The organism is Aquimonas voraii, from assembly GCF_900101825.1.
Lineage (GTDB): Bacteria > Pseudomonadota > Gammaproteobacteria > Xanthomonadales > Xanthomonadaceae > Aquimonas > Aquimonas voraii.
Genome location: NZ_FNAG01000003.1, coordinates 136735 through 160504, shown reverse-complemented (window position 1 = coordinate 160504; position 23770 = coordinate 136735). Strand labels below are relative to the sequence as shown.

The 23770-nt window shown below is 68.9% G+C and carries 16 protein-coding genes and 1 pseudogene; 5 read left to right on the top strand and 12 right to left on the bottom strand.

Translation table 11 applies throughout. The annotated features are described in order from the left end of the window. Positions 1-163 precede the first annotated feature (163 nt). The 9 genes and pseudogenes from BLP83_RS08275 to groES form a co-directional block, all read right to left on the bottom strand. A complete protein-coding gene (locus tag BLP83_RS08275; protein WP_091241192.1) occupies positions 164-3004 on the bottom strand; it encodes a sensor domain-containing protein in 2841 nt (946 codons plus the stop codon). 314 nt (positions 3005-3318) lie between these two features. Next, a complete protein-coding gene (locus BLP83_RS08270; RefSeq protein WP_091241189.1) occupies positions 3319-5556 on the bottom strand; it encodes a hypothetical protein in 2238 nt (745 codons plus the stop codon). Positions 5557-5820: 264 nt separating this feature from the next. After that, entirely contained in the window at positions 5821-6090 is a 270-nt protein-coding gene (locus tag BLP83_RS08265; protein ID WP_143006610.1) for a hypothetical protein, read from the bottom strand. Next, positions 6087-7865, bottom strand: a complete 1779-nt coding sequence (locus tag BLP83_RS08260) for a hypothetical protein (protein WP_091241184.1) — start codon at positions 7863-7865, stop codon at positions 6087-6089. The genes BLP83_RS08265 and BLP83_RS08260 overlap by 4 nt, the downstream gene beginning before the upstream one ends. Positions 7866-8032: 167 nt before the next feature. Next, positions 8033-9337, bottom strand: a complete 1305-nt coding sequence (locus BLP83_RS08255) for a mandelate racemase/muconate lactonizing enzyme family protein (RefSeq protein WP_091241182.1) — start codon at positions 9335-9337, stop codon at positions 8033-8035. Positions 9338-9775: 438 nt separating this feature from the next. Beyond that, entirely contained in the window at positions 9776-10975 is a 1200-nt protein-coding gene (locus BLP83_RS08250) for a hypothetical protein (RefSeq protein ID WP_091241179.1), read from the bottom strand. 43 nt (positions 10976-11018) lie between these two features. Continuing rightward, positions 11019-11597, bottom strand: a pseudogene (groEL, locus tag BLP83_RS08245) (chaperonin GroEL); the annotation flags it as partial. A 61-nt stretch (positions 11598-11658) separates the two neighbouring features. Next, positions 11659-13296 carry a chaperonin GroEL gene (groL, locus tag BLP83_RS08240; protein ID WP_091241177.1) on the bottom strand — a complete coding sequence of 546 codons (1638 nt, stop codon included), beginning with the start codon at positions 13294-13296 and terminating at the stop codon, positions 11659-11661. A gap of 165 nt (positions 13297-13461) precedes the next feature. Beyond that, positions 13462-13749, bottom strand: coding sequence for a co-chaperone GroES (groES, locus tag BLP83_RS08235; RefSeq protein ID WP_091241175.1), 288 nt, complete (start codon positions 13747-13749; stop codon positions 13462-13464). A 341-nt stretch (positions 13750-14090) separates the two neighbouring features. Between groES and cutA the strand changes: the two genes are divergently transcribed. From cutA to BLP83_RS08210, 5 genes are all read left to right on the top strand, one after another. Continuing rightward, entirely contained in the window at positions 14091-14426 is a 336-nt protein-coding gene (gene cutA / locus BLP83_RS08230; RefSeq protein WP_091241172.1) for a divalent-cation tolerance protein CutA, read from the top strand. 411 nt (positions 14427-14837) lie between these two features. After that, a complete protein-coding gene (locus BLP83_RS19005; protein ID WP_245679989.1) occupies positions 14838-17063 on the top strand; it encodes an endonuclease in 2226 nt (741 codons plus the stop codon). A 172-nt stretch (positions 17064-17235) separates the two neighbouring features. Beyond that, entirely contained in the window at positions 17236-19455 is a 2220-nt protein-coding gene (locus BLP83_RS08220) for a protein-disulfide reductase DsbD family protein (RefSeq protein WP_091241478.1), read from the top strand. Continuing rightward, a complete protein-coding gene (locus BLP83_RS08215; RefSeq protein ID WP_091241171.1) occupies positions 19452-20000 on the top strand; it encodes a TlpA family protein disulfide reductase in 549 nt (182 codons plus the stop codon). Before BLP83_RS08220 ends, BLP83_RS08215 begins: the two co-directional genes overlap by 4 nt. A gap of 71 nt (positions 20001-20071) precedes the next feature. Next, positions 20072-20506: a YidB family protein gene (locus BLP83_RS08210; RefSeq protein ID WP_091241168.1), complete on the top strand. Its 435-nt coding sequence runs from the start codon at positions 20072-20074 to the stop codon at positions 20504-20506. 221 nt (positions 20507-20727) lie between these two features. Here the strand turns inward: BLP83_RS08210 and BLP83_RS08205 are convergent, their stop codons facing one another. The 3 genes from BLP83_RS08205 to hflK form a co-directional block, all read right to left on the bottom strand. After that, the gene (locus BLP83_RS08205; protein WP_091241165.1) at positions 20728-21357 is read right to left on the bottom strand and encodes an FMN-binding negative transcriptional regulator; all 630 of its coding nucleotides are present in this window, start codon (positions 21355-21357) and stop codon (positions 20728-20730) included. A gap of 419 nt (positions 21358-21776) precedes the next feature. Then, a complete protein-coding gene (gene hflC / locus BLP83_RS08200) occupies positions 21777-22721 on the bottom strand; it encodes a protease modulator HflC (RefSeq protein WP_091241164.1) in 945 nt (314 codons plus the stop codon). Beyond that, positions 22718-23767, bottom strand: a complete 1050-nt coding sequence (gene hflK / locus BLP83_RS08195) for an FtsH protease activity modulator HflK (RefSeq protein WP_091241162.1) — start codon at positions 23765-23767, stop codon at positions 22718-22720. The genes hflC and hflK overlap by 4 nt, the downstream gene beginning before the upstream one ends. Positions 23768-23770: the final 3 nt, after the last annotated feature.

Sequence of the window (23770 nt, the reverse complement as noted above, 5' to 3'; positions counted from 1 at the left end):
GCCTGCCGGCGGTCCCCCGGCCACGCAGCAAGGGTCCGCCGCGCGACCCGAGGGGTGACGCAGGGCGTCATCTGTCGACGTGCGAGCGCGTGCCGCGGAGCCCCTCCCCACCGAGCATCCGCCCGCCCAGGAGCCGGTCGCGCCGGCTCGCCTCAGCGCGCCCTCAGGCGCGCCCGCGCAGCCAGTCGAGCAGCGCCTCCGGCTCCAGTGGACGACTGTGCAGGAAGCCCTGCAGCTGGGCGCAGCCCAGTCCGCCCAGCAGGGCCTGCTGGGCTTCGGTTTCGACGCCCTCGGCCAAGGTGGACAGCTCCAGCGAGCGCGCTAGCGTCAGGATGCTGCGGACGATGGCAGCCGCGCCGTGGTCCTGCGGCAGATTGGCGACGAAGCTGCGGTCCACCTTCAGCTTGGTCAGCGGGAAGCGGTGCAGGTAGGCGAGGCTGGACCAGCCGGTGCCAAAGTCGTCGATGCTGAGGCCCAGCCCCAGCGCCGCCAGGGCCTGCAGTTGCCCGGCCGTGGCCTCGGTGTGCTCCATCAGGGTGGACTCGGTGATCTCCAGCTCGATCCCGCGGCCGTCGAGGCCATGGCTCTGCAGGGCGTGGGCGAAGCGGACCGGCAGATCGCCGTGGCGGAACTGGTCGGGCGAGACGTTGAGGCTCATGAACAGCCGGCCATGACCCTGCGCCTGCAGCCAGGCCTTGAGCCGGCAGGCCTCCTCGATCACGAAACCGCCGATCGCCACGATCAGACCGGATTCCTCGGCTACCGGCACGAAGCGCGCCGGCGCCACTTCGCCCAGCTCGGGATGGCGCCAGCGCAGCAGGGCCTCGACGCCGAGCACGCGATGGGGTGGGCGCGCATCGACGATCGGCTGCAGTACCAGGCGCAACTGTCCGCGCGCCAGCGCCCGCGCCAGTTCGCGCTGCAGGCGCACCTGGTAGGCGACGCGCTCGCCCATGGTCGGGTCGTAGATCGACACCCCGCGCCCGTCGCCGGCCATGGCGAGGTCGGCGCAGCGCAGCAGGGCCTCGCCGTCGGCGGCGTCGCGCGGATAGCGGGCGAAGCCGGCGCGCACCTCCAGATCGAACTCGATGCCGACCACCGCCAGCGGCGTGCACTGGGCGCGGGCCAGCCGGTCGAGCACCTCTGACTGCAGGGCATCGCCCCGCGCCTCGGCGCCGGCCGGGAGATCGATCAGCAGGGCGAACTCGTTCTGGCCGAAGTGGGCAACGTGATGTTCGATGCCCTGGAAACATTCGGCCAAGCGCTCCACCACCTGGCCCAGCAGGGCGTGCCCATGGGCCATGCCGAACACCTCGCGGAACTCGCTGAAGCGCTCGACGCGCAGGCGCAGCAACATCAGCGGATAGGCTGGACCGCGCTCCATCCAGCGCTGGGCGGCCAGCAGCAGGCCGCGCTCGTTCAGCGCGCCGGTGACCGGATCGTGCTCGGCGAAATAGCGGCTCTGCTGCTCGCGCCGATGGCGCTCACCGATGTCCGAGGCGATCTCCGAGACACCGACGCAGCGGCCGTCGCGATCCGTGATCGCCGACATCGACAGCAGGACCCAGGCCTCGCTGCCATCGCGACAGAGACGGCGGCTCTCGATGTGCTGCAGGGTTTCGCCGGCCAGCACGCGCTGCAGCCGCGCCGCGGCATCCGCCTTCATTGCCTCGGGTACCAGCAGGTCGACCGGACGCCCCAGCACCTCGGACTCGCGGAACCCGTACAGCAGCTCGGCGCCATGGTTCCAGCTGACGATATGGCCGCTGGGATCCAGCGAGAGAATCGCATCGCCCGAGCTGCGCACGATCGAAGCGAGCCGCTCGGAGGCCTGGTGCTGGCCCTCGCGCTCGGTGATGTCGATCGAGATGCCGCCCACCAGGCGCACGCCCTTGCGCTCGCCCAGCGGGAACTTGAAGGTCTCGAACAGGCCGCTGCTGCCATCGGCGCGCAGGCCCGGCTCGAGCATGCGCTCGGCTTGACCCGACTCGATCACCCGAAGATTGTTGCGCAGGTAGATCTCGGTGAGTTCGGGCGCGAACACGCGCGTCATCGCGATGGGCAATTCACCCACGCCCTGCTCCTGCATCAAGCGCAGGTAGGCTTCGTTGGCGGCCAGGGTCAGGCCCTGCTCGTCGCCGATCCAGGCAAAGCCCGGGCAGTTGTCGAGGAAGGCCTGCAGCATGGTCTCGCGCTGCCTGAGGTCGAGTTCGGCCGTCTTGCGCGCAGTGATGTTCTCGGCGGTGATCGCCACGCCGTCGTTCAGCGGCACGATCTGATGGCGCATCCAGCGCAGCTCGGGCGGGTGCTCGGCGACCTCGAACTCCTCGACGAAGGGCAGGCCGCTGGCCAGCACGCGTCGGCAGTTGTCGATCAGCACCCCGGTGCGGCTGCCGGGAACGCACTCGCGGATGGTCTGCCCGATCAGGCTCTCCGGCGCGGCCCGCAGCAGCTCGCCCCCCATGCGGTTCGCATACTCGACCCGGAAATCCAGCACCTCGCCCGCCTCGCCGTGCACCGCCGAGGTGATGTACAGCGCCGCCAGCGCGCTGGCCGCCGCACCCTCGAACCACTCGGCAAGGCGCGCGCGCTCGCTGCGCACTGCGCGGGCTTCGGTGAGGTCGGCCTGCAGGAACAGGAAGCCGCGCAGGCCCCCGGCCTCGCCGCGCAGCGGCAGCAGGCGGCTGCGCAGGCTCAGCGGCGTACCGTCACGGCGCCGCGTCTCCAGCTCGACCTCAGTGGCCTGGCCCTGCAGAAACGCGGCGCGGATCTGGGCGAGGGTAGCCTGGGCAGTGCCAGCGCCGCCTAGCGCCCGCAAGGGCTGGCCGAGCACCTCGGCGCGCCGCCAGCCGGTGCAGCGCTCGAAGGCCGCATTCACATAGCGCACGTAGGGCCCGCCGGCGCCGGCCTCGCCGCGCTCGGCATCCGTGACCATGACCAGTTCCTCGAGGTACTCGAGGCAGTGCAGCGCCCACTGGAGGTCGAACTGGGTCTGGGTATTCATGCGGCTCCCCGTGAGCCGCCATGGTGGACCGCGCCCGCCGCCGAGTCCACGCGGTTCGATCAATTCCTGCCCGGGATATTCCCTACACGCAGGCCCGGACTGACGCGGGCGCCGGGCATCGACATGCGGCAACACGGATCAAGCCTCTCCTGGCCTCGATCCGTGCTCGCGAGTCCGGCACAGGTCCCGACGCGTTCGGCCGCTCCACGGCGACGCCGTCGCTTCGCTCGGTCGCGCTGGATCAAGCACCGCATGCTCGATCCGCGGGCGCGCCCTCCATGGCGCGCGGCAACGCCGGATTCTTCAGCGTCGCCTCAAGGTTCGAAGCCATTGGCGAAGATCGACACCGGCACCGGCAGGGCCAGCCAGACATCCCACAGCTGCTGCTCAGCGAAGGCACCGACCGGTCGGGGATCGGGCCCGAAAGCGATGCGCCCGACGTGGCTGCGCTGGGTGGTCTCGCTGTCGCGGATCATCTCGCTGCGCGTGCTGCTGGCGCAGGCGGCGTCACTGCACTGCCACCAGCCGCCGCTGCCGAGCGTACCGCTGCCGTACGCCGGCACGTCTCCACTGCGCAGGACCAGCTGGCTGGCCACATCGAAGGGATTCGGCAGGGCGATGCGCGATGCGCTCGAACAGCTGGCATCCGCGCAGATCAGCAGGTTTCGCGCGCCGGCGAAGGTGTTCTCCAGCAGCACCGGGCGATGGTCCGCGCGCACCGCGATGGCGCCGCCGTTGAACACCGGCTCCGTGCCCGGGCTGTGGACGGTGGCGCTGCTGCACTCGATGTCGTCGCAGCGGGCCACCCGCAGCGCTCCCGCCGAAGTGCTCGGCGTCGGCTGGCTGGAGACGCTCCAGGTCACCACCGGCCGGCCGTCGCTGCCGATGGCGAGGCCCAAGCCGGACAGCGACGTCGCCTGCTGCGAGGGATCCGGCTCGTCGGCCAGCAGTCGCGTCTGCCCGCTGCTGCAGTTCACGTCGGCGCAGGAGAACAGATGCACGGTGTTGGCGCTGCGGCTCATGTACAGCATCAGCGGCCGGCCGTCGGGGCGGATCGCCAGCTCGGTGAAGTCGCCGGTGCCGTTGCCGGAACCGCTCACCTCCCGATGCGTGCCCGTGCTGCAGTCGGCGTCCGCGCAGTCCCAGGCGGCGCTGCCGCCGACGCTGGAGTAGTAGGCGAAGGGGCGGCCATCGGGGCGGATCGCAATCGACGGCCTCGATGCATCGGCGTTGAAACCGCCAGTCTCGCGATAGCTCACCGAACTGCACAGGCGATCCGCGCACACGCCGATGCGCGGCCGGCGCAGCTTGGTCCAGATCGCCACCGGACGGCCGTCCGCACGCACCGCCACATCGGGCGCAAAGGCCGGCACGCCGTTGGCGATGCGGCGAATCAGCGCGGTGCAGGCCGTGGTGGTGCACTGGGCCGAGCGCACCTCGCTCAGCACGGCATCCTGGTACTGGATGAGCGGACGTCCGCCCGCATAGGCCAGGGCGACGCTGGTCGGTCCGAAGCCGGGGCCGCTTTCCAAGATGAGACGCTGCGGGGCGCTGCAGGAGGCGTCGTTGCAGACCGTGGCCAGGAGCGCCCCGGCGGCGGGCTGATGGTGGCTGACCAGCAGGTTGCCGTTCGGCAGCCGCGTGGCCGAGGGCGCAAAGCCCCGACCTGCCCCGATCAGCGTCGACTGTGTTGCCAGCCCGCAGACGATGTCGGTGCAGCGCAGGCGCTCGAGCGTGCCGGCGGCGCCGCCGCGGAACACCAGATCGACGAAAACGCCGGCTTCAAGGGTGATCGAGGCATCTCCACCGGGGCCGATCGAAAAGGATTGGAAGTCGCCGGCGCCAAACGGCGCGACGCCGCGCGCCAGGCGCAGTTCGCCGCTGCTGCTGTCGTCGTAGGCGATCCACAGGGCGGTGTTGGCGAAGGCCATCGTCGGGTTGCGGCCGCGATCGCCCAAGCCGTCGACGACGATGCTGCTGCCACTGTCGCAGGCCGCGCTGGCGCAGCGGTACAGGCGCAGATCGCCGTTCGTGGCGTCGTAGTAGGCGATGAAGGGGAAGCCGGTGGCGGGGTCGATCGCCGTCGCGGTGCCGACGCCGACGTCGTTGACCGTATCGAGCACGCGCAGGATGGCCGAGTTGCAGGAGGAATCGAAGCAGTCGACCGCCTCCAGGTCACCGCGGGTCGCGTTGTAGAAGGCCGCGAACGGACGCTGTGTCAGGGCACCGCGGCGCGCGGCGCTGACGAAGCGACCGCGGTCGTCACCGTCGGTGAGACGGATCTCGGGCGCGCAGCCATCGCCGCAGGGCCCGGCATACAGGGCGCGCTCGTTGGCCAGATAGTGGAAGCCGGTCCATTGCTCGGTGTTGACGAAGGGCGTTACCGCCAGGTGCTCACCGAAATCGTCCTGCCCGTCCAGCAGCCGGACCACATAGCCCGGCGCCGGCTGCGACTGCGCCCACAGCGCCACAGGAGCCAGCAGGGTGCAGAGCCATAGCCACAGCAGGCCCGCCTTAAGGCCCCGTCCCTTGTTTCCCGCCTCGATGCGCATCGCCCGCCACTCCTGCTGGAATCGGGGCGCCGCGCGCCCCTGCGGCTGGGTTTTACGGCGAAGCGGCGACGAACGTGTCAGAGCCTGGCAGCGGCGGAGCCCGCAGCGAATGCTCCTGGCCAGCGCTGGCCCATCGCTTCGCCCGACGTGGGCGAGCGCCTCAGCCCCTGTTCGCGTCGACAGCATCGACGCGCGCTGGCCCCGCCGGCGTCGCGAGTCGTTTCGGCAGCGCCCGATGGCACAACTATCTGGACAGTGCGGTGCTCATGGAGCCTCGAAACCGTCGGCGAACAGGGCATCGGGGCGCGACTCTGCCAACCCGCTCCAGAAGCCACCGCGCAGGCGAAATGTCCCGCCGGAGGCCGCCGTGGATGTCGCCTCGGGCTGACCGACCGTAGCGCGCAGGACGAAGGTGCCGCCGCTGCTGCGCCCGCCGCCGGCGGCGACCACATCGCGGCGCAGATCGTAGGACTGCGCGCCGAGGTCGGCCGCCGCGACCAGCAGCACCATGAGACCGAACGGGGACGCCTTCACTGGCAGTTCGCCGAGTTGCACAACAGCAGGCGGATCGTGCCGCTGCTGCCGGGATAGGCGATCACCGGCCGACCGTCGGCGCGCAGCGCGAGCGCGATTTCGCTGTCGAAGAACGATGCGTTCGGCACCTGGTCGACCGCGCGCGCGGTGCCGCCGCTGCATTGCACGTTGGCACAGTCGAAAACCTTGATCGCGCCCAACTGGGTTCCATAGACGATCAAGGGCCGGCCATCGGCGCGCAGGGCGATCGCCGAGGCGCTGATCGGCTCACCGCTGTCGAGCGGACGGTCGCTGGCGCTGCTGCAGGCGGCATCGTTGCAATCGTGCAGGGTCGGACCGCTGTTGAGCAGCAGCGGGCGGTTGTCGGCGCGCACCGCCAGCCCCAGCAGAAAGCGGATCGAGTTACCGCCACCCAGCGGGCGGACCGTGCCGCTGCTGCAGGTGGCGTCGTTGCAGTCGTACAGGCCGTGTGCGCCGCCGTTGTAGTTGCGCAGCGCCAGCACCGCGGTGCCATTGGGGCGCATCCGGATCGCGCCGGGAGATAGCCCGGGCCCGGCAGTCAGCGTGCGCACGCTGCCGCTGGCACAGCCCGGATCGTTGCAGGCGTACAGCCGCGACTGCCCGCTGGCGAACTCGAAGTAGCTCACCATCGGGCTGTTGTCGGCGCGCACCGTGATACCGCTGAAGGTGCCGATGCTGCCGCTGTCGAGCGTGCGCTGGGTGCGGCTGGTGCAGGTGGCGTCGTTGCAGATCACCAGAAGCTGGTGGGAGCCGCTGCCGACCGCCACCACCGGCAGGCCGTCGCTGCGCAGGGCCATCGCGCCGTCGACGCCGAGGTTGAGGTTGCGCGAGGTGCCGCTGCTGCAGTCGACATCGGCGCAGTCCCAGAGGCTGCCGCCGTCGCGAGCGAGGATCGGACGGCCATCGGGACGCACCGCCACCGACACCCGCGCGCTTGCGAACGGGAGCGTGCGCAGCGGCGCATCGCAGATCGGACTGCCGTCGGCATAGACGCCGATCATCGGGCTGCCGCGCGGGCACAGCTGCGCGATGCGCAGCTGCACCTGGCCCGGATCGACCTTGCTGCGGCCGATCGCGCCGTCCGGAATCTTGGAGCCGAACACCGCGTTGTCGGCGATCTTGGGGAAAGTGACAGCCCCGTCGGCAAGCCGGCCGCTCTCCACTGCGCCATCGGCCAGCTTGGCCGCCGACACCGCGCCATCGGCGATCGCCGCGCTACCCACTGCGCCGGCGCTGATCTTGGGCGCGGTCACCGCGCCGCTGGCGAGCTCTCCGCTGCCGACGGTGCCGAGCGCGAGCTTGCTGCCGGTCAGGCTGCGGTCGACAACGTTGGCGCCAACCACGCTGCCATCGGCGACGAATTCCGCGTGCAGGGCGAAGGGCGTGGGCATCAGCGGCTGGCGCGGTGCAAGCGTGGTGAAGGCCGGCGCGCCCGCCTGGCGCACCTGGATCTCCAGCCAGCGCGGCTGGCCGACGAACTGGTCGCCGAAGTCGAGGCTGAGCGAAAACACGCCGCGCTCGACCGGCACGCCTGGGCGCGTCAGCGGAGGCGTCAGTGGACTGCCGCCGCTGTCGCCGGCAAACAGCGCGAACTGGAAGTCGTAGCTGCCGTGCGCCGGGTTGCCGCCGTCGTCAAGCGAGCCTTGGTAGGTGAACGCGGTTCCCAGCGTCTGGGCAGCGGCCATGCTTGCCGAAGCCAGGGCAGTCAGCAGCAGGAGCAGGAGGTGCCGCAGAGGGATACGAGGCAGGCTCATGGGGGGCGAACTCCCGGGCGCGGTGCGGCCCTGTCACCGCGCATGACGAGAACGCGGGCCAGCGCGTGTCAGCGCCTGCACACTCACGCCTCCGATGCCATCCGGCGACAGCGCGCCGTCAGCGCCTGCTTGCCGCTGGAGCACGCCAGCCGCCGCGCCAGTCGCGCCTATTCGAGCGCTGCCAGGGCCGGATCAAGGCCCGAGGCAATCAGCCGCTCCAGCTCGGTATGCCTTGCGCGCAGGCGCGCATCGCGGACCGCGCCGATCTCCCTGGCGGTCCTGAGGCCCTTGTCCAGCACGGCATGCACGGCCATGCGGGTCCTGGTCGCCTTGAAGAAATGTTTGCCGTAGCGGCGCAGCGCCCTTGCGTCGATCTCGAAGCCGAGGCCCGGGCGCGTGGGCAGGGTGAGCAGGCCGCGCTCGTGGCTCCACGGCTCGCGCAGCAGGCCGTCGCGCACCTCGGGCACCCAGGAAGGCGGGTTGTAGGGGTACTCGAGCCAGGTCTGCTCGCGCGAGGGCGAGGCGGCGTGCAGCTGCAGGTTGATGGCGAAGCCGATGCCGTTCGTCCAGCTGTGCGGGCTGTACTTGCGGCCGGCCGCGGTGATCCGCTTGATGATCTGCCAAGTGCCGGCGATGCCGCCGGTGAACACGGCGTCGGGCTGATACCAGTCGTAGCAGCCCTTCTCGAGCATCAGCTTGAACTCGGGCAGGCCCTGGTTGTTGAGCTCGCCACCGGCGATGTGGATGTCGACAGCCGCGCTCAAGCGTGCGATGCCCTCGTAGTCGTCCATCGCCAGCGGCTCTTCGACCCAGCGGAACGACAGCGCCTCGGCCTCGCGGCAGAATGCGAGGGCGCGCTCGAAATCCCAACGCGGCGCATCGGCCACCACCGCCACCCGCCAGGCCTGGTTCGCGTCGACGCCCAGCACGACGTCGTCGCCGACACCTTTGCGGGTCTCGCGGATCTGCGCGACATCCTCTTCGAGGGTCCAGTCGTGCACCCGCAGCTTGACGGCCTCGAAGCCCTCCTTCATGCGCGCTTCGACTTCCCTGATGCGCTCGGGCCCCTTCTTCACTTCGCCGGTCGAGGCATAGAGCTTGACCTTGCCGCCGTGGCCGCCAAGCAGCTCGTAGACCGGCTTGCCGCGCGCCTTGCCGACGATGTCCCAGCAGGCGGCCTCAAGCCAGCCGAGGCGCCAGCCGAGATAGCCCATCTCGCGGATGCGCTGATGGATCGAGAGGATGTCGTCCGCGCGCTCGCCGAGCAGATAGGGCCCCAGCAGATCACCCAGCCCGGCGCGCTCCCTGCCCATGGCCGGCCCGGCACTCCAGCCCTCGATACCCGATTCCGTGCGCAGGCGAACCAGGGTGAAGCGATTCTCCGTCTGCGGAAACCCGGGTATCCAACTCGGGTAGAAGGGGGCAGGCGTCGGAATGCCGACGTGCCAGAGATCGATCTGGGCGATGCGCATGGAGATTCCTTGGAGCTGGCGCGCAGAGAGAACCCCTGCCGGGGTGCTCGGGCGGCAGGCGATGGTAGGGCTTGCGGCGATGCATTGCCCATGGAGGCCCCGAATCGCCTTGGGGCAGGCTCAGCACGAAGGGACAGCACGCTTCCAATGCCGCCCGACTGTTCAGGTGACTTCGGACGGTTTGGCGATGCGAGAGCGCACTCCTCGATCAGGACTCCATTCCAGACCAGCCACGCGCGATCTTCGCCCAACCTGCGGTTGGCCCAGCCTGCTTTTCGCTTTGGTGTGCCTCGCGATGAGACTTGAGGGCTGCAGAACCTCAACGCATTCACTTCGACCGAGCTCCCGATACAGCTGTCCTCGGCCGGTTGTCCCGCACGCGCTTCTCATGTGCTCGCGCGATGCGCGGGGTGTTGCCGCTCGGCCGCTGATTCCGGCTCAGCTGCCCGGATCGCCGCCGATCTTCGTCGGATCGTAGTTGGGTGATTCGAGGTGGGCTGCGAGCCTGTCGAGCAGGGCGGCGGGGTCGTCCCAGCCCTGTCCGCGCACGCGGAGGCTGTTGATCGAGCGCAAGGCTCGCAGCCAGTCCGGATAGTTCGCGCGATCAAAGCAGCGCGCAAGCACGAGCAGTCCGAAGGCCTCGACCATCGACGGGTCGCGACCGGTTTCAAGGCGCCAGCGCAGGCGATCGCCAAGCAGGCTCGCAGCGAGCGCGCGCGGCGTGCCGAGTCGATCAAGCACCGGCAGCTCGCGGTCGATCACATGGTCGCCGTAGGCGGAAAACCAGCGCGCCAGAGGCTCGCGCGTACGCCAGATCGGAAAGGCCGAATCGCCGAAGGCCTTGCCGTCCTCACCGATCAAGTCTTCGCTGTAGAGCCAGAAGGCATCCACACGCCCACCCATGCGCTTCTGGAGCGCATCGGAATAGCGCGCGAACTCGGCCGCCAAGGGCGGCACCCATTGCGCGGTGATCTCCGGCACGTACAGTGCCCAGCGGCCGTGGGTGACGACGCCCTCGGTGCGGTGGGTGGCGGTGACCTGAAGGTTCTGGATCACCCGATCGACATGGCGGATTACGCCGCGCCGGCCGATGCCGTCCTCGTTTGGCTCGCGAGGGCGGAAACCAAAGGGCGCGAGGCGTCTTTGCAGCGCGTGCTGCAGCGGCCTCACGACAGCCTCGGTCTGATCCCAGGTGATCAGCGCCGCGCGCGCAATCGCGGGAACGGCCATCGGTGGTGGCCCGCTCCGCGTGCCGAGACGGTCGACCACCAAGCGATCCGGCCGGTACAGGCGATCCGTCTGCGGGTCGAGCATGTGCAGCCCATGCAGCGCCACCGACTCGGCAATCAGGCCGAGCAGCCCAATCTCGAGCATCTGCACGTTGGGCGAGAAGCTGTAGACCGCACTCTCAAAGCGATCGGTGAGGCCATAGGGCCAGGCGTTGTCGGGCCGGTCGGCCCGAGGATCGTCTTCGCTCAGGTCCGGGCAGTTCAACACCATGCCGCCCTGGAACGACTGGTAGCGGCCGATCAAGTGTCCCCGCGGCTTCTCCGCGGCCGCTCGCTCGATGAGCGCCTCGGCCTCGGCCACGGAGCCCAGCGGATTATCGGCATGGAAGAGATGAAGGGTGTACGGCATGGCGGCAGCGCTTGAACGGAGAGGGGCTGCAGCAACACTAGCGCCTGCCGCCATGGCGCGCTTGGCGATCACGATGCCGTGATTCTGCGCTTCGTTGGCACCCTTCAGGAGCGCCGACCTTGATGACGGCCACGCCGCCAGCCAGCTTGGCCACGCGCTCCTGCAGCTTCTCGCGGTCGTAGTCGGAGGAGGTCTCCTCGATCTGCGCCTTGATCTGCTTGATGCGGGCCTGGATGGCGTGGGCATCGCCGGCGCCGTCGGCCTCGCCGGCGCCGTCGATGATCGTGCTGTTCTCCTTGGAGACGACGATCTTCCTGGCGCGGCCCAGATCCTTGATGGTGGCCTTCTCAAGCTGCAGGCCGACTTCTTCGGAGATGACCGTACCGCCGGTCAGGATGGCCATGTCTTCCAGCATCGCCTTGCGGCGGTCGCCGAAGCCCGGGGCCTTCACTGCGCAGACCTTGACGATGCCGCGGATGGTGTTGACGAGCAGCGTCGCCGGCGCTTCGCCTTCGACTTCCTCGGCGATGATCAGCAGCGGCTTGCCGGCCTTGGCGACGCCTTCCAGCACGGGCGGCAGCTCGCGCACGTTCGAGATCTTCTTGCCGTGCGGAGCGAAAAAAACAGAAGCCCCGCACAAGGCGGGGCTTCTGTTCAACACATGACGCTTGGAGAAGCCGGACTTAGAAGTCCATGCCACCCATGCCGCCGCCGTGGCCGTGGTCGGCCGCCGGGGCGTCCTTCTTCGGCAGTTCGGCGACCATGGCTTCGGTGGTGATCAGCAGGCCAGCAATCGACGCGGCGTTCTGCAGCGCCGTGCGGGTGACCTTGGTCGGGTCCAGGATGCCCATGGCCACCATGTCACCGAACTCGCCGGTGGCGGCGTTGTAGCCGAAGTTGCCCTGGCCTTCGGCCACCTTGTTGAGGATGACGGAGGGCTCTTCGCCGGCGTTGGTGACGATCTCGCGCAGCGGGGCTTCCATGGCGCGCTTGGCGATCACGATGCCGTGGTTCTGCTCTTCGTTGTTGCCTTTCAGGTCAGCGATCGCGGTCAGCGCGCGGATCAGGGCGACGCCGCCGCCCGGCACCACGCCTTCTTCCACCGCCGCACGGGTGGCGTGCAGGGCGTCTTCGACGCGGGCCTTCTTCTCCTTCATCTCGACTTCGGTGGCAGCGCCGACCTTGATGACGGCCACGCCGCCGGCCAGCTTGGCCACGCGCTCCTGCAGCTTCTCGCGGTCGTAGTCGGAGGAGGTCTCCTCGATCTGCGCCTTGATCTGCTTGATGCGGGCCTGGATGCCTTCGGCCTCACCGGCGCCGTCGATGATCGTGCTGTTCTCCTTGGAGACGACGATCTTCTTGGCGCGGCCCAGATCCTTGATGGTGGCCTTCTCAAGCTGCAGGCCGACTTCTTCGGAGATGACCGTACCGCCGGTCAGGATGGCCATGTCTTCCAGCATCGCCTTGCGGCGGTCGCCGAAGCCCGGGGCCTTCACTGCGCAGACCTTGACGATGCCGCGGATGGTGTTGACCACGAGCGTCGCCAGGGCTTCGCCCTCGACTTCTTCCGCCACGATCAGCAGCGGCTTGCCGGCCTTGGCCACGCCTTCCAGCACCGGCAGCAGCTCGCGCACGTTCGAGATCTTCTTGTCGTGCAGCAGGATGAAGGGGTCATCCAGCTCGACCTGCTGGCTCTGCTGGTTGTTGATGAAGTACGGGCTCAGGTAGCCGCGGTCGAACTGCATACCCTCGACCACGTCCAGCTCGTTCTCCAGGCCCGAGCCTTCTTCAACGGTGATCACGCCTTCCTTGCCGACCTTCTTCATGGCGTCGGCGATGATGTTGCCGATCGACTCATCCGAGTTAGCCGAGATGGTGCCGACCTGGGCGATGGCCTTGTCGTCGGCGGTGGGCTTGGACAGCTTCTTCAGCTCGGCGACGGCGGCCGTCACGGCCTTGTCGATACCGCGCTTCAGGTCCATCGGGTTCATGCCGGCGGCAACCGCCTTCATGCCTTCGCGGATCATGGCCTGGGCCAGGACGGTCGCGGTGGTGGTGCCGTCACCGGCGTTGTCGGAGGTCTTGGAAGCGACTTCCTTGACCATCTGCGCGCCCATGTTCTCGAACTTGTCCTGCAGTTCGATTTCCTTGGCGACGGAGACGCCGTCCTTGGTGATGGTCGGGGCGCCGAAGCTCTTGTCGAGCACGACGTTGCGGCCCTTCGGGCCCAGCGTGGCCTTGACGGCGTTGGCCAGGATGTTCACGCCGCGCAGGATCTTGACGCGGGCGTCTTCGCCGAACTTGATTTCTTTGGCTGCCATGGGATGTACCTCTAAAGCGTGATTGGGGATTCGTGATTCGGGATTCGCGACATCAGCAGTGGCGGGACTTGGGCAGGGCGATGGGGTCGATACGCCTCGAAGGGCGGAAGCGCTTGGCTTCTACGAATCCCGAATCCCTACTCCCGAATCCCGCCGTCAGCGGCTTCAGCCGATGACGGCCAGAATGTCGTCCTCGCGCACCACCAGGTACTCGGTGCCGTCGACCTTGACTTCGGTGCCGGCGTACTTGCCGAACAGCACCTTGTCACCGGCCTTGACCTTCAGCGCGCGCACGCTGCCGTTGTCGAGCGGCTTGCCCTCACCGGCGGCGACGATTTCGCCGCGGATCGGCTTCTCGGTGGCGCTGTCGGGGATCACGATGCCGCCGGCAGAGACCTTCTCTTCTTCCATGCGCTTGATGACGACGCGATCGTGCAGGGGTTTCAGGTTCATGTGGATCCTCGGTAAGTGACTGATTTGTCGATGGTCCAACGCGCTTTGTTAGCACTCGTCGTTGGTGAGTGCCAAGTTTAGCCACGGAATGTGACGTCGTCGATGCCAGCCGCGGTAGGCTGCTCGACCGACGTCAGCGTCGGGGCGGGTGACAGATGGGGCGGCTGTTCTGCGCTTTCAAGGGGGAGGAAGGCGCAGAGGTGCAGTTCTCGATCCGCCAGACCCAGCCCCGCGACTTGCCGCGGGCGGCAGCAGGCACCGACTCGAGCGCCTCAGCGCCAGAACCCGCCGAGCCCGCTTTTCCGATTCTCCATTCCCGATCCCCGACTCCCGGCCCTTCAATGTCCGAACTCCAGCTCGTCCTCACCACCGCCCCTGATCCGCTGGTCGCCGAGGCCATCGCCCGCGCCCTGGTGGATGCCCAGCTCGCCGCCTGCGTCAGCCTGCTGCCCGGGGTGACCTCGGTGTATCGCTGGCAGGGCCAGGTGGAGACTGCGCGCGAAGTGCAGCTGCTGATCAAGACCCGCGCCAGCAGCCTGCCCGCGCTGATGAACGAGATCACGCGCCTGCATCCCTACGCGCTGCCCGAGCTGATCGCGATTCCAATCGAGGGCGGCCTGCCCGCCTATCTCGATTGGGTGCGCTTCGGCTCGACGCCGCCGGTAAGGGCGGGCTGAAGCGGAGTCCGTGAAGTCGCCTCGCGCTGCCGCGTGTTCGCCGTCATCGGGTGGGCCCCGGCCCACCATGAGCTCCAGGCTCGCCCCAGGCACGCATCGAAGGTTGTGCTCGACAGCCCAGGGCTGATCGCAACGACAACACCCAGCGAGACACTTCTCGCGTGACGCCGCCCGCCGCCGGTGAACCACCGGGATGATGCTCGACGGCCTTGCGTTGAAAAGACAGCGCAGCATTCGGCCGCTATCCTTGGCGGCTCTTCCGTTCAGGCACGGCGCCTGGCGGAGCCTTCGCCCGTTTGGGCCGACCCGCACGCGCGGGCGGCGCCACCGCGAGGCCGCGCACCGTCAAGGATGGACGGCCGCGCCGACCCCGTTGCCGGGCTCTCACACTGCATGCTTCGGGGGTTCCAGATGCGCATCGTCTTCGGCCGCGCGCTCGCGTCGGTCGCGTTCCTGTTTTCGTGTGCGGCCCTGCCGCAGCTCGCCACCGCACAGGTGGATTTCACTGGCGGCTACAGCCAGGACTTCGACACGCTGGCCAACAGCGGCAGCAGCGCCACACTGCCGGCCGGCTGGGCGATCGCCGAGGCGGGCACCAGCAGCAACAACAACGGCCAGTACCAGGCCGGCGACGGCAGCAGCAACAGCGGCGACACCTGGAGCTACGGCAGCACCGGCTCCGGCGAGCGCGCGCTCGGCGCACTGCTGTCGGGCTCGCTCAATAGCCGCTTCGGCCTGCAGCTGGTCAATCGCAGCGGCGGCGCACTGTCCTCGCTGGGCCTGTCCTACACCGGCGAGCAGTGGCGCTTGGGCACGGCGGGTCGCGAAGACCGCCTCGACTTCGAATACAGCCTGGACGCCACCAGCCTCACCACCGGAACCTGGACCGCAGTAAGCGCGCTGCGCTTTGTTGCGCCAAACACAAGCGCAGCCCCGGGTCCATTGGACGGCAATGCCGCCGCCAACCGCAGGGCCATCAGCGGTGAAATCACCGGGCTCAACTGGGGCGCGGACCAGGTGCTGTGGATTCGTTGGATCGACTTCAACGCCAACAGCAACGACGACGGTCTCGCCATCGACGACCTCGTCATCGGCACCCTGGCCGACGTGCCGCCGGTGCTGCTGTCGACTACGCCGGTCGACAACGCCAGCGGCGTCGCCGTCAGCCAGGCGCCGCGCCTGCGCTTCTCCGAAAGCGTCGATCTGAATGCGGCCGCGGTGAGCTTCAGCTGCGGCGGCAATGCGGTCGCTTTCAGCAGCAACAGCCCGGCCAGCGAGATCGTGCTGACACCGAACAGCGCCCTGCCCTATTCGGCGAACTGTGCACTCAACATTCCGGCGTCCGCGGTCACCGATCGCGACGGCACCTCCGAGCCCATCGCCGCCGACATCGTGCTCGCCTTCAGCACCGAAGCCGACCTGCCCCCGGCGGTGGTGTCGACCACGCCGGCGAATGGCGCGACCAACGTCGCCCCGGCGGTCACGCCGAGCGTGCAGTTCAGCGAGACCGTCAACCTTGCAGCACCGGCCTTCAGCCTCGAGTGCGATGCCGCCGGCGCGATCGCGCTGAGCCATCCGGCCAGCGGCCAGACCATCACGCTGTCGCCGCAGGCCCTGCTGGACGAGGGCGACCGCTGCACCCTGCGCATCCTGGCGGCGCAGATTACCGACGGCGGCGGCCAGAACCTGCCCGCGGACGTGAGCGTGCAGTTCGAGGTCAGCGCGGGCGCCGGCAGCTACTACGCGCAGGTCAACACCAGCAGCCCCGGGCAGCTGCGCTGCACCCTGCACCAGACCATCCGCGGCCACACTGCCTATCCGTATTCCGGCAGCGGCACCAGCACCTGGACGATCCTGGAGCTGGCCGAGGAAGACCCCAACGACCCGACCCGGATCATCGACGCCTACCGCAATCGCAAGTACGTCAAGGGCAGCGACCGCGCAGGCACAGGCAGCGGCATCACCTACAACCGCGAGCACAGCTGGCCGAATTCGCTGGGCTTCGGCAGCACCACCGGCAACCTGGGTCTGCCGAATGCGCCCTATACCGATACGCACATGCTGTATCTCACTGACACTGGCTACAACGCCGACCGCGGCAACATGCCCTACGCCGACTGCACCCAGGTCAGCGGCTGCGCCGAACGGCCCACCGAAGCCAACAACGGCGTCGGTGGCGGCACCGGGGTGTACCCGGGCAACAGCAACTGGTTCCAGGGCCCGAACGGCAATCAGGGCAGCTTCCAGGTGTGGTCGGCCCGCCGCGGCGACCTCGCGCGGGCCGTGATGTACATGGCGATCCGCTATGAAGGTGGACAGGATCCGAACACCGGCCAGAACGAGCCCGACCTCGAGCTGACCGACAACCGCAACCTGATCCAGATCACCAGCAGCTCGCCGGCCTACATGGGCCTGATGAGCACCTTGCTGGCCTGGCACCAGGCGGACCCGCCGGATGCAGCGGAGGTGCTGCGCAACGACGTCGTGCAATCCTTCCAGGGCAATCGCAACCCCTTCATCGACCACCCGGAATGGGCCACCGAGGCGCTGTTCACCAGCACCACGCCCGCCGTATGCGAACCGCTGACGCCGCAGCCGACCGAGATTTTCGGCAACGGCTTCGAAAGCCTGAACTGAGGGCCGTCCTTGGCCGGCCCCGTCCGCTTCCAGGGCGGGGCCGGTGGCGCTCACGGGCCCACCGCGGGCCGATTCGCTAAGCTTCGCGTCCCTCGCGCCCATTCGGGCGAACCAAATGCACCGGCCGCGGTCAGGCGTCGACCGCCGCGCGCCCCGCCTCGACGCGAACACCATGCCCCTGATCCTCCGCCTCGCCGGCCTGCTGCTGCTCCTCGCCAGCCGCAGCGCCCCCGCCATCGACGACACCGACCTGCTGCCCATCGATGAAGCCTTCCGTCTGGAGGCGCGGGCACTCGATGCCGAATCCGTCGAGCTGCGCTGGCAGATCGCCGAGGGCTACTACCTGTATCGCCACCGCACCGGCGCCGAAGCCGACGGCGAAGGCCTCTCGGCCGGCGAACTGGCGATGCCGCCGGGCACCGCCTACACCGACGATTTCTTCGGCGATGTCGAGACCTATCGAGGCGAGCTCGTCGCCCGCCTCGATGGCGTACGCGCCGGGCCGGATGGGCGTCTGCCGCTGAAGGTGCGCTATCAGGGCTGTGCCGATGGCGGCATCTGCTATCCCCCGCATACGAAGCGCATCGAGGTCCAGCTGCCGGTCGCGGCAGCCACCTCCAGCGGCCTTCCCGCAGCGCCAGCCGCGGGCGGCCTGCCCGGACTGCCGGCGCCGAGCTTCACCCCGATCACCGGCGAGCGCAGCCTGCTGCCCGCCACTCCGGCGCCCTTCACGGTCGAGTCGAGCGGCGTCGAGTCCGCGCCACTGCCCGAGGCCGAGGCCTTCCAGTTCGAGGCAATTGCCGACGGCGCCGATGCCCTGCTGCTGCGGATCACGCCGACGCGCGGCTACTACGTCTACCGCGACCGCTCGGGTTTCCGCATCGAAGGCGAGGAGGCCACCGCCGGCGAGCCGCGCTGGCCGCCGGGCGTGAGCCACCGCGACGAGCATTTTGGCGAGGTGTTGGTCTACTTCGATCCGGTCGAGATCGAGCTGCCCATCGCCCGCGCCACCGGCACGGCCGCCACCGTCACCGTGGTCGCCGAGTTCCAGGGCTGCCAGACCGAGGGCATCTGCTACCCACCGATGACCCGCCGCGCCGCCATCGAACTGCCGGCGGGAGCCGCCCGCGAGCTGCCGCCGGAAGATGTCGCGCGGACCCGGCCGCCGGCCACCGAGCTCGGCCTGAGCGCGGTGCTGCTGGCCCTCTTGGGGGCCGTCGCCGGTGGCCTGATCCTGAACCTCATGCCCTGCGTGCTGCCGGTGCTGTCGCTGAAGGCGATAGGACTGGCGCAAAGCGGTGAGAGCGCGCACAAGGCGCGCACGCATGCGCTCTGGTACACCGCCGGCGTGCTGGTGAGCTTCGCGGCGCTCGGCGCACTCGCGCTCGGCCTGCGTGCCGCCGGCGAGGCGCTCGGCTGGGGCTTCCAGCTGCAGCAGCCGCTGTTCGTCGGCTTCGTGGTCTATGTGATGTTCGCGGTCGGCCTGTCGCTGTCGGGCGTGTTCACCCTGGGCGGCGGCATCGCCGGCGTCGGTCAGGGCCTGACCCAGCGCAGCGGCCCGGCCGGCGACTTCTTCACCGGCGTGCTGGCGGTGGTGGTGGCCAGCCCCTGCACCGCGCCCTTCATGGGCCCGGCCCTGGCCTTTGCCTTCACCGCGCCGGCCTGGCTGGGCATTGCCCTGTTCCTCGCGCTCGGCCTCGGCCTGGCGCTGCCCTTCCTGCTGATCGGCTTCGTGCCTGCATTCGCGCAGAGCTTGCCGAAGCCGGGCGCGTGGATGGAGACCTTCAAGAACATTCTGGCGTTCCCGATGTACCTCACCGCCGTGTGGCTGCTCTGGGTGCTCGGCAACCAGCGCGGCATGGATGCGGTGGCGCTCGCGCTGATCGGCCTGGTCGTGCTGGCTGCCGGCCTGTGGGCCTTCGAGCGCAGCCGTTACGCCGAGAAGGGCATAGCGCGCGCGCTGGCCTGGCTGCTGATCGCCGCGTCTGCCCTGCCGCTGCTGATGGTTGAACGCCTGCCGACGCCGGGCGCCTCGGCGCAGGCTGAAGGCGTCGAACCCTACTCGGGGCAGCGTCTCGCCGCGCTGCGCAGCGAAGGCCGCACCGTCTTCGTCAACATGACCGCCGACTGGTGCGTCACCTGCAAGGCCAACGAGGCCCGCGTGCTCTCGCAGCCGGCATTCAAGGCCGCGTTGGCCGAAGCGAACGCGGTCTACATGGTCGGCGACTGGACCAATGTCGATCCGGCGATCACCGAGTTCCTGGAGCAGCACGGCGCCGTCGGCGTGCCGCTGTACGTGGTGTTCCGCGCCGGCGAGCCGGACGGCCGCGTGCTGCCAACGATTCTCACCGATGCCAGCGTGCAGGCGGCACTCAACGGAGACGCCCCATGAAGCGCGCACAGATGGCGGTGATCGTGGGCTTCGCCCTCATCGGCGGCATCGGCGGCGTGCTGCTGGGCCGCCACTTCGCCACGCCCACTGCGCCGCCGCTGCCGCAGGGCACCGTGGTGCTGGAGGAGGGCGCCAAACGTCCGGATGCCGAGCTGCGTCGGCTTGACGGCAGCACCGCCAAGCTCAGCGACTTCGAAGGCCGCCCTCTGCTGATCAACTTCTGGGCCACCTGGTGTCCGCCCTGCATCGAAGAGCTGCCCCTGCTCGATGCCCTGCACCAGCGCAGCGGCCCCGAGGGCCTGCAGGTGATCGGCATCGCGCTCGACGATCCGGCCGCGGTCGAGAAGTTCCTGGGCGAGCTGCCGGTGGGGTTCCCGATGTTCCTGGCCCAGCCGGGGCGCGTGGATCTGTCCACCACGCTGGGCAATGCCAACTCGGTGCTTCCCTACTCGGTGCTGATCGACGCCGAGGGCCGCATCGCCAAGCGCAAGTTCGGCGCCTTCAGCGAGGCCAGCCTGCGCGAGTGGGTGGCGGGCTTCGAATAGAGCGACTGGTCAGCGCCGCGTGCGGGCGTCACACTCGACCCGCCAATCCGGCCTGAACCAGGAGCCTCGCCATGGATCTGAACTCTCTGCTGCGCATGGGCGCACAGCTCTTCCAGAAGGAAGCCGGCGCACCGGCCCAAGGGCTGCCGATTGAAGCCATCGTCCAGGCCTTGCTGGGCCTGCTCGGGGACGGCAGCGGCAAGCTCGATCTGGCGGGTCTGGTGCAGAAGTTCAGCGGCGGCGGCCTCGCCAGCCTGGCGCAGAGCTGGCTGTCCGATGGAGCGAACGCGTCGATCGGCGGCGCACAGCTGATGCAGGTGCTCGGTGCCGGCGCCATCGGCGACTTCGCCAAGCAGCTCGGCATCGACGTCGGCAGCGCCACCCAGGGGCTGGAGGCGGCGATCCCCGCGATCATCGACAAGGCCAGCAGCGGAGGCAGCCTGCTGGAGGCCGCCGGCGGCGTGGACGGCCTGATGGGGATGGCGGGCAAACTGTTCGGGCGTTGAGCGTTCCCCGCGTTAACAGCTTTCGAAACGCCCCGGATGCTGCGGGCGTTCGGAATGCCCTCGTCGTCAACTGACGCTCTGGCTTCCACAGCAGGTCTCCTGCCCTGCACCACACATAGGAGCGTCGATGGCGAGATCTGCATAGGGTGGGTCATGGCCCAACCTAGAGCAGGCGCGCCGCCGCAATCGCGGACTTGGCCGTGCACACACCTCGCAAATCGTCAGCGATCTAAGGCACGCGCGCTCATCGCGGCTGCGAGTGCCGGATCGGCACGCGGGTCGTCCGGATCGACAAGCCCCTGAATCACCCCCTCGCGATTGGCGGCCGGGTGGTTCTGGCTGAGCTTGGCCTTGGCCTCGATGCGCTCGATGTCGATGTGCAGGCCAACGATGGCGCGCAGCAGGGCCTCGGTGTACGCGGGGGGCGCGTCCGACACCTGCCAGGGCTCGGTGCGCGGCGCTTCCATGTGCCGCGTCAGCGCCTCCACGCGCGACAGCAGCGTCGCTGCATCGTGCTGCCAGCGGATCCGCCCGTGCACCACCACGGCCTCGTAGTTCCAGGTCGGCACCACCTTGCCGTGTTCACGCTTGGCCGGATACCAGCCCGGATGCACATAGCCCTGCGCGCCGTGGAACACGGCAAGCGCGCGGGCACCCTCGGCGAAGCGCTGCCACAGCGGGTTGGCCCGGGCGATGTGGCCGATCAGCGCGCTGCCGCCCACGCGCAGCAGCGGCAGCAGGTTGACCTCGCTGCCCTCGGCATCGCTGCAGACCAGCGTCGCCAATGGGTGGGCGTCGATCAGGGCGAGCGCGGCGGGTTCATCGAGCTGGAAGGCAGCAGGCGTGTACATGGTGGAGCCGGGATTGGGGATTGGGGGTGAGGCGACGCGCTTACGCGGCATGCCGCGTGCGTCGGCGAACGCCCGAGCGCTGCGCGCGAGGGCTGGGTAGGGATTCCCCGGGGATCGGCTACGGTCGAGATTGCGCCAAGCCCATAGGGTGGGCCCTGGCCCACCATGAGCTCCGCGACTCGGTTTGGACGACATCGGGATCAGCGCTCGCGCCATGCAGCCGGCCGGACCGAGGCAAGCGTGCAGGCCGTGGTGGGCCAGGGCCCACCCTATGGGCGCGGCGATGATTCTCGCCGCGCCCTGCTGATGCGAATCCGTGCCCTCGCGCGCAGCACTCGGGCGCTCATCCGCGCGCGGACCCATGGTCCGCAAGCGCGCCTCTTCGCTCCCCGATCGCGAATCCCGTCGACCCGCAGGCGCTAGCGCCTGCGGGTCGACTCCAGATAGCGGAAGAATTCGGAATCCGAATCGATCATCAGGGTGGTGTTCTCGCCCAGGTTCCGGTAGCTCTCCAAGGTCCGGAAGAAGGCGTAGAACTCGGGATCGGCGCCGTAGGCTTCACCGTAGATGCGGGTGGCTTCGGCATCCGCGCGGCCGCGGATCTCCGCCGCCTGACGTTCGGCCTCGGAGCGGATGGTGCGCAGCTGGCGCTCCATGTCGCCGAGGATCTCCTGGCTCTTGCCCTGCCCCTCCGAGCGGAAGCGCTCGGCGATCGACTGGCGCTCGGCGATCATCCGCGTCTCCACCTGGCGGCGCACGCTGTCGATGTAGTTGATGCGTTTGATGCGCACATCGACCAGTTCGATACCGAGCTCGGGCATGAGCCGCGAGGCCGCCGACAGCATTTCCTGCTCCAGCCGCTCGCGACCCTTCTTGGGCTTGTCGAGATCGACGTCGGCGCGCACCACGCCCTCCTCCTCATCCACGTTCTCGGTGTCGACCTGCCAGTCCCGCGAACGGACGATCTCCTCGAGGTTGGTGCCCGAGACGATGTCGCGCGCCACCGAATCGATGATGTCGTCCAGCCGCGTGCGCGCGCCGGATTCGTCGCGCACCGAGCGCATGAACTGCAGCGGGTCCGCGATCCGCCAGCGGGCGGTGGTGTCGACAATCACGAACTCGCGGCCCAGGGTCGGGATCTGGCTGACGTCGCCGTCCCAGGCCAGCAGGCGCTTGTCGAAGCGACGCACCTCCTGGATGAAAGGCGTCTTGAAGTGCAGGCCCGGCTCGTTGATCGGCTCGCCGATCGGTTCGCCGAACTGCACCAGGATGGCCTGCTCGGCCTGATCGATCACGAAGGTCGCATCGCGCACCACGATCAGGCCCAGCAGGGCGATGGCACCGAGAATGAGGGGGCTTTTCATCGACGCTCTCCCTTGGCGGCCGGCTGGGCATCGCGGAGATTGATCAGCGGGACCGGCGCGATCTGGCCATCCTGCTGCACGACCACGCTGCCGATCTTGGGCAGCACGCCGTTCAGCGTCTCCAGATACATCCGGGTGCGGGTGACTTCGGGCGCGGTGCGGTACTCGGCGAGGATCGCCGAGAAGCGCGCGGTCTCGCCGCGGGCCTGGTTGACCCGTTCAGTGGCATAGCCTTCGGCCTCGGCGATCACGCGATTGGCCTGTCCGCGGGCCAGCGGGATCTGCTGATTGGCCTGCTTCTGCGCCTCGTTGATCATGCGCTCGCGCTCCTGGCGGGCTTCGTTGACCTCGTTGAAGGCCGGCTGCACGGCGCGGGGCGGCACCACGTCCTGCAGCTCGACGGTGACGATGTGGATGCCGGTCTCGTAGCGCTCCATCGCCTGCTGCACCTCATCGCGCACCAGGTTGCTGATTTCCACGCGCGCGGTCGTCAGCACTTCGCTGCCGAGCCGGTTGCCGACGGCGCGACGCATCACCGACTCGCTGATGTCGCGCAAGGTGCGGGTGGGCTCGCGCATCGAGTAGATGTACTGCATCGGATCGGCGATGCGGTACTGCACCACCCATTCGACGTCGATGATGTTGAGGTCGCCCGAGAGCATCAGCGACTCGTCGTTGTGGTCGCCATCGGAGTACTGGCTGGCACCATCCGCGTCGACACCGGTCGTACGGAAGCCGAACTCCTGCTTCAGCACGCGCTCGGTGGCCACCAGCTGGACGGTGTCGATGCCGAAGGGCAACTTGAAGTGCAGGCCGGGGTCGGCGATCTTCACCACCTCGCCAAAGCGCTTCACCACGCCGCGCTCTTCCGGCTGCACCGTGTAGAACACGCTGCCGACGCCCCACAGCGCGATCACCGCGCCCACGCCGAGCGCGATCAGGCCGCCCGGGATCTTTGGCAGCTGGGTACCACCGCCACCACCGCCGGGCCTCGGCGGACGTCCGCCGCCGAACAGGTTCTCGACGGTCTTGCGTGCGTCATTCATGGT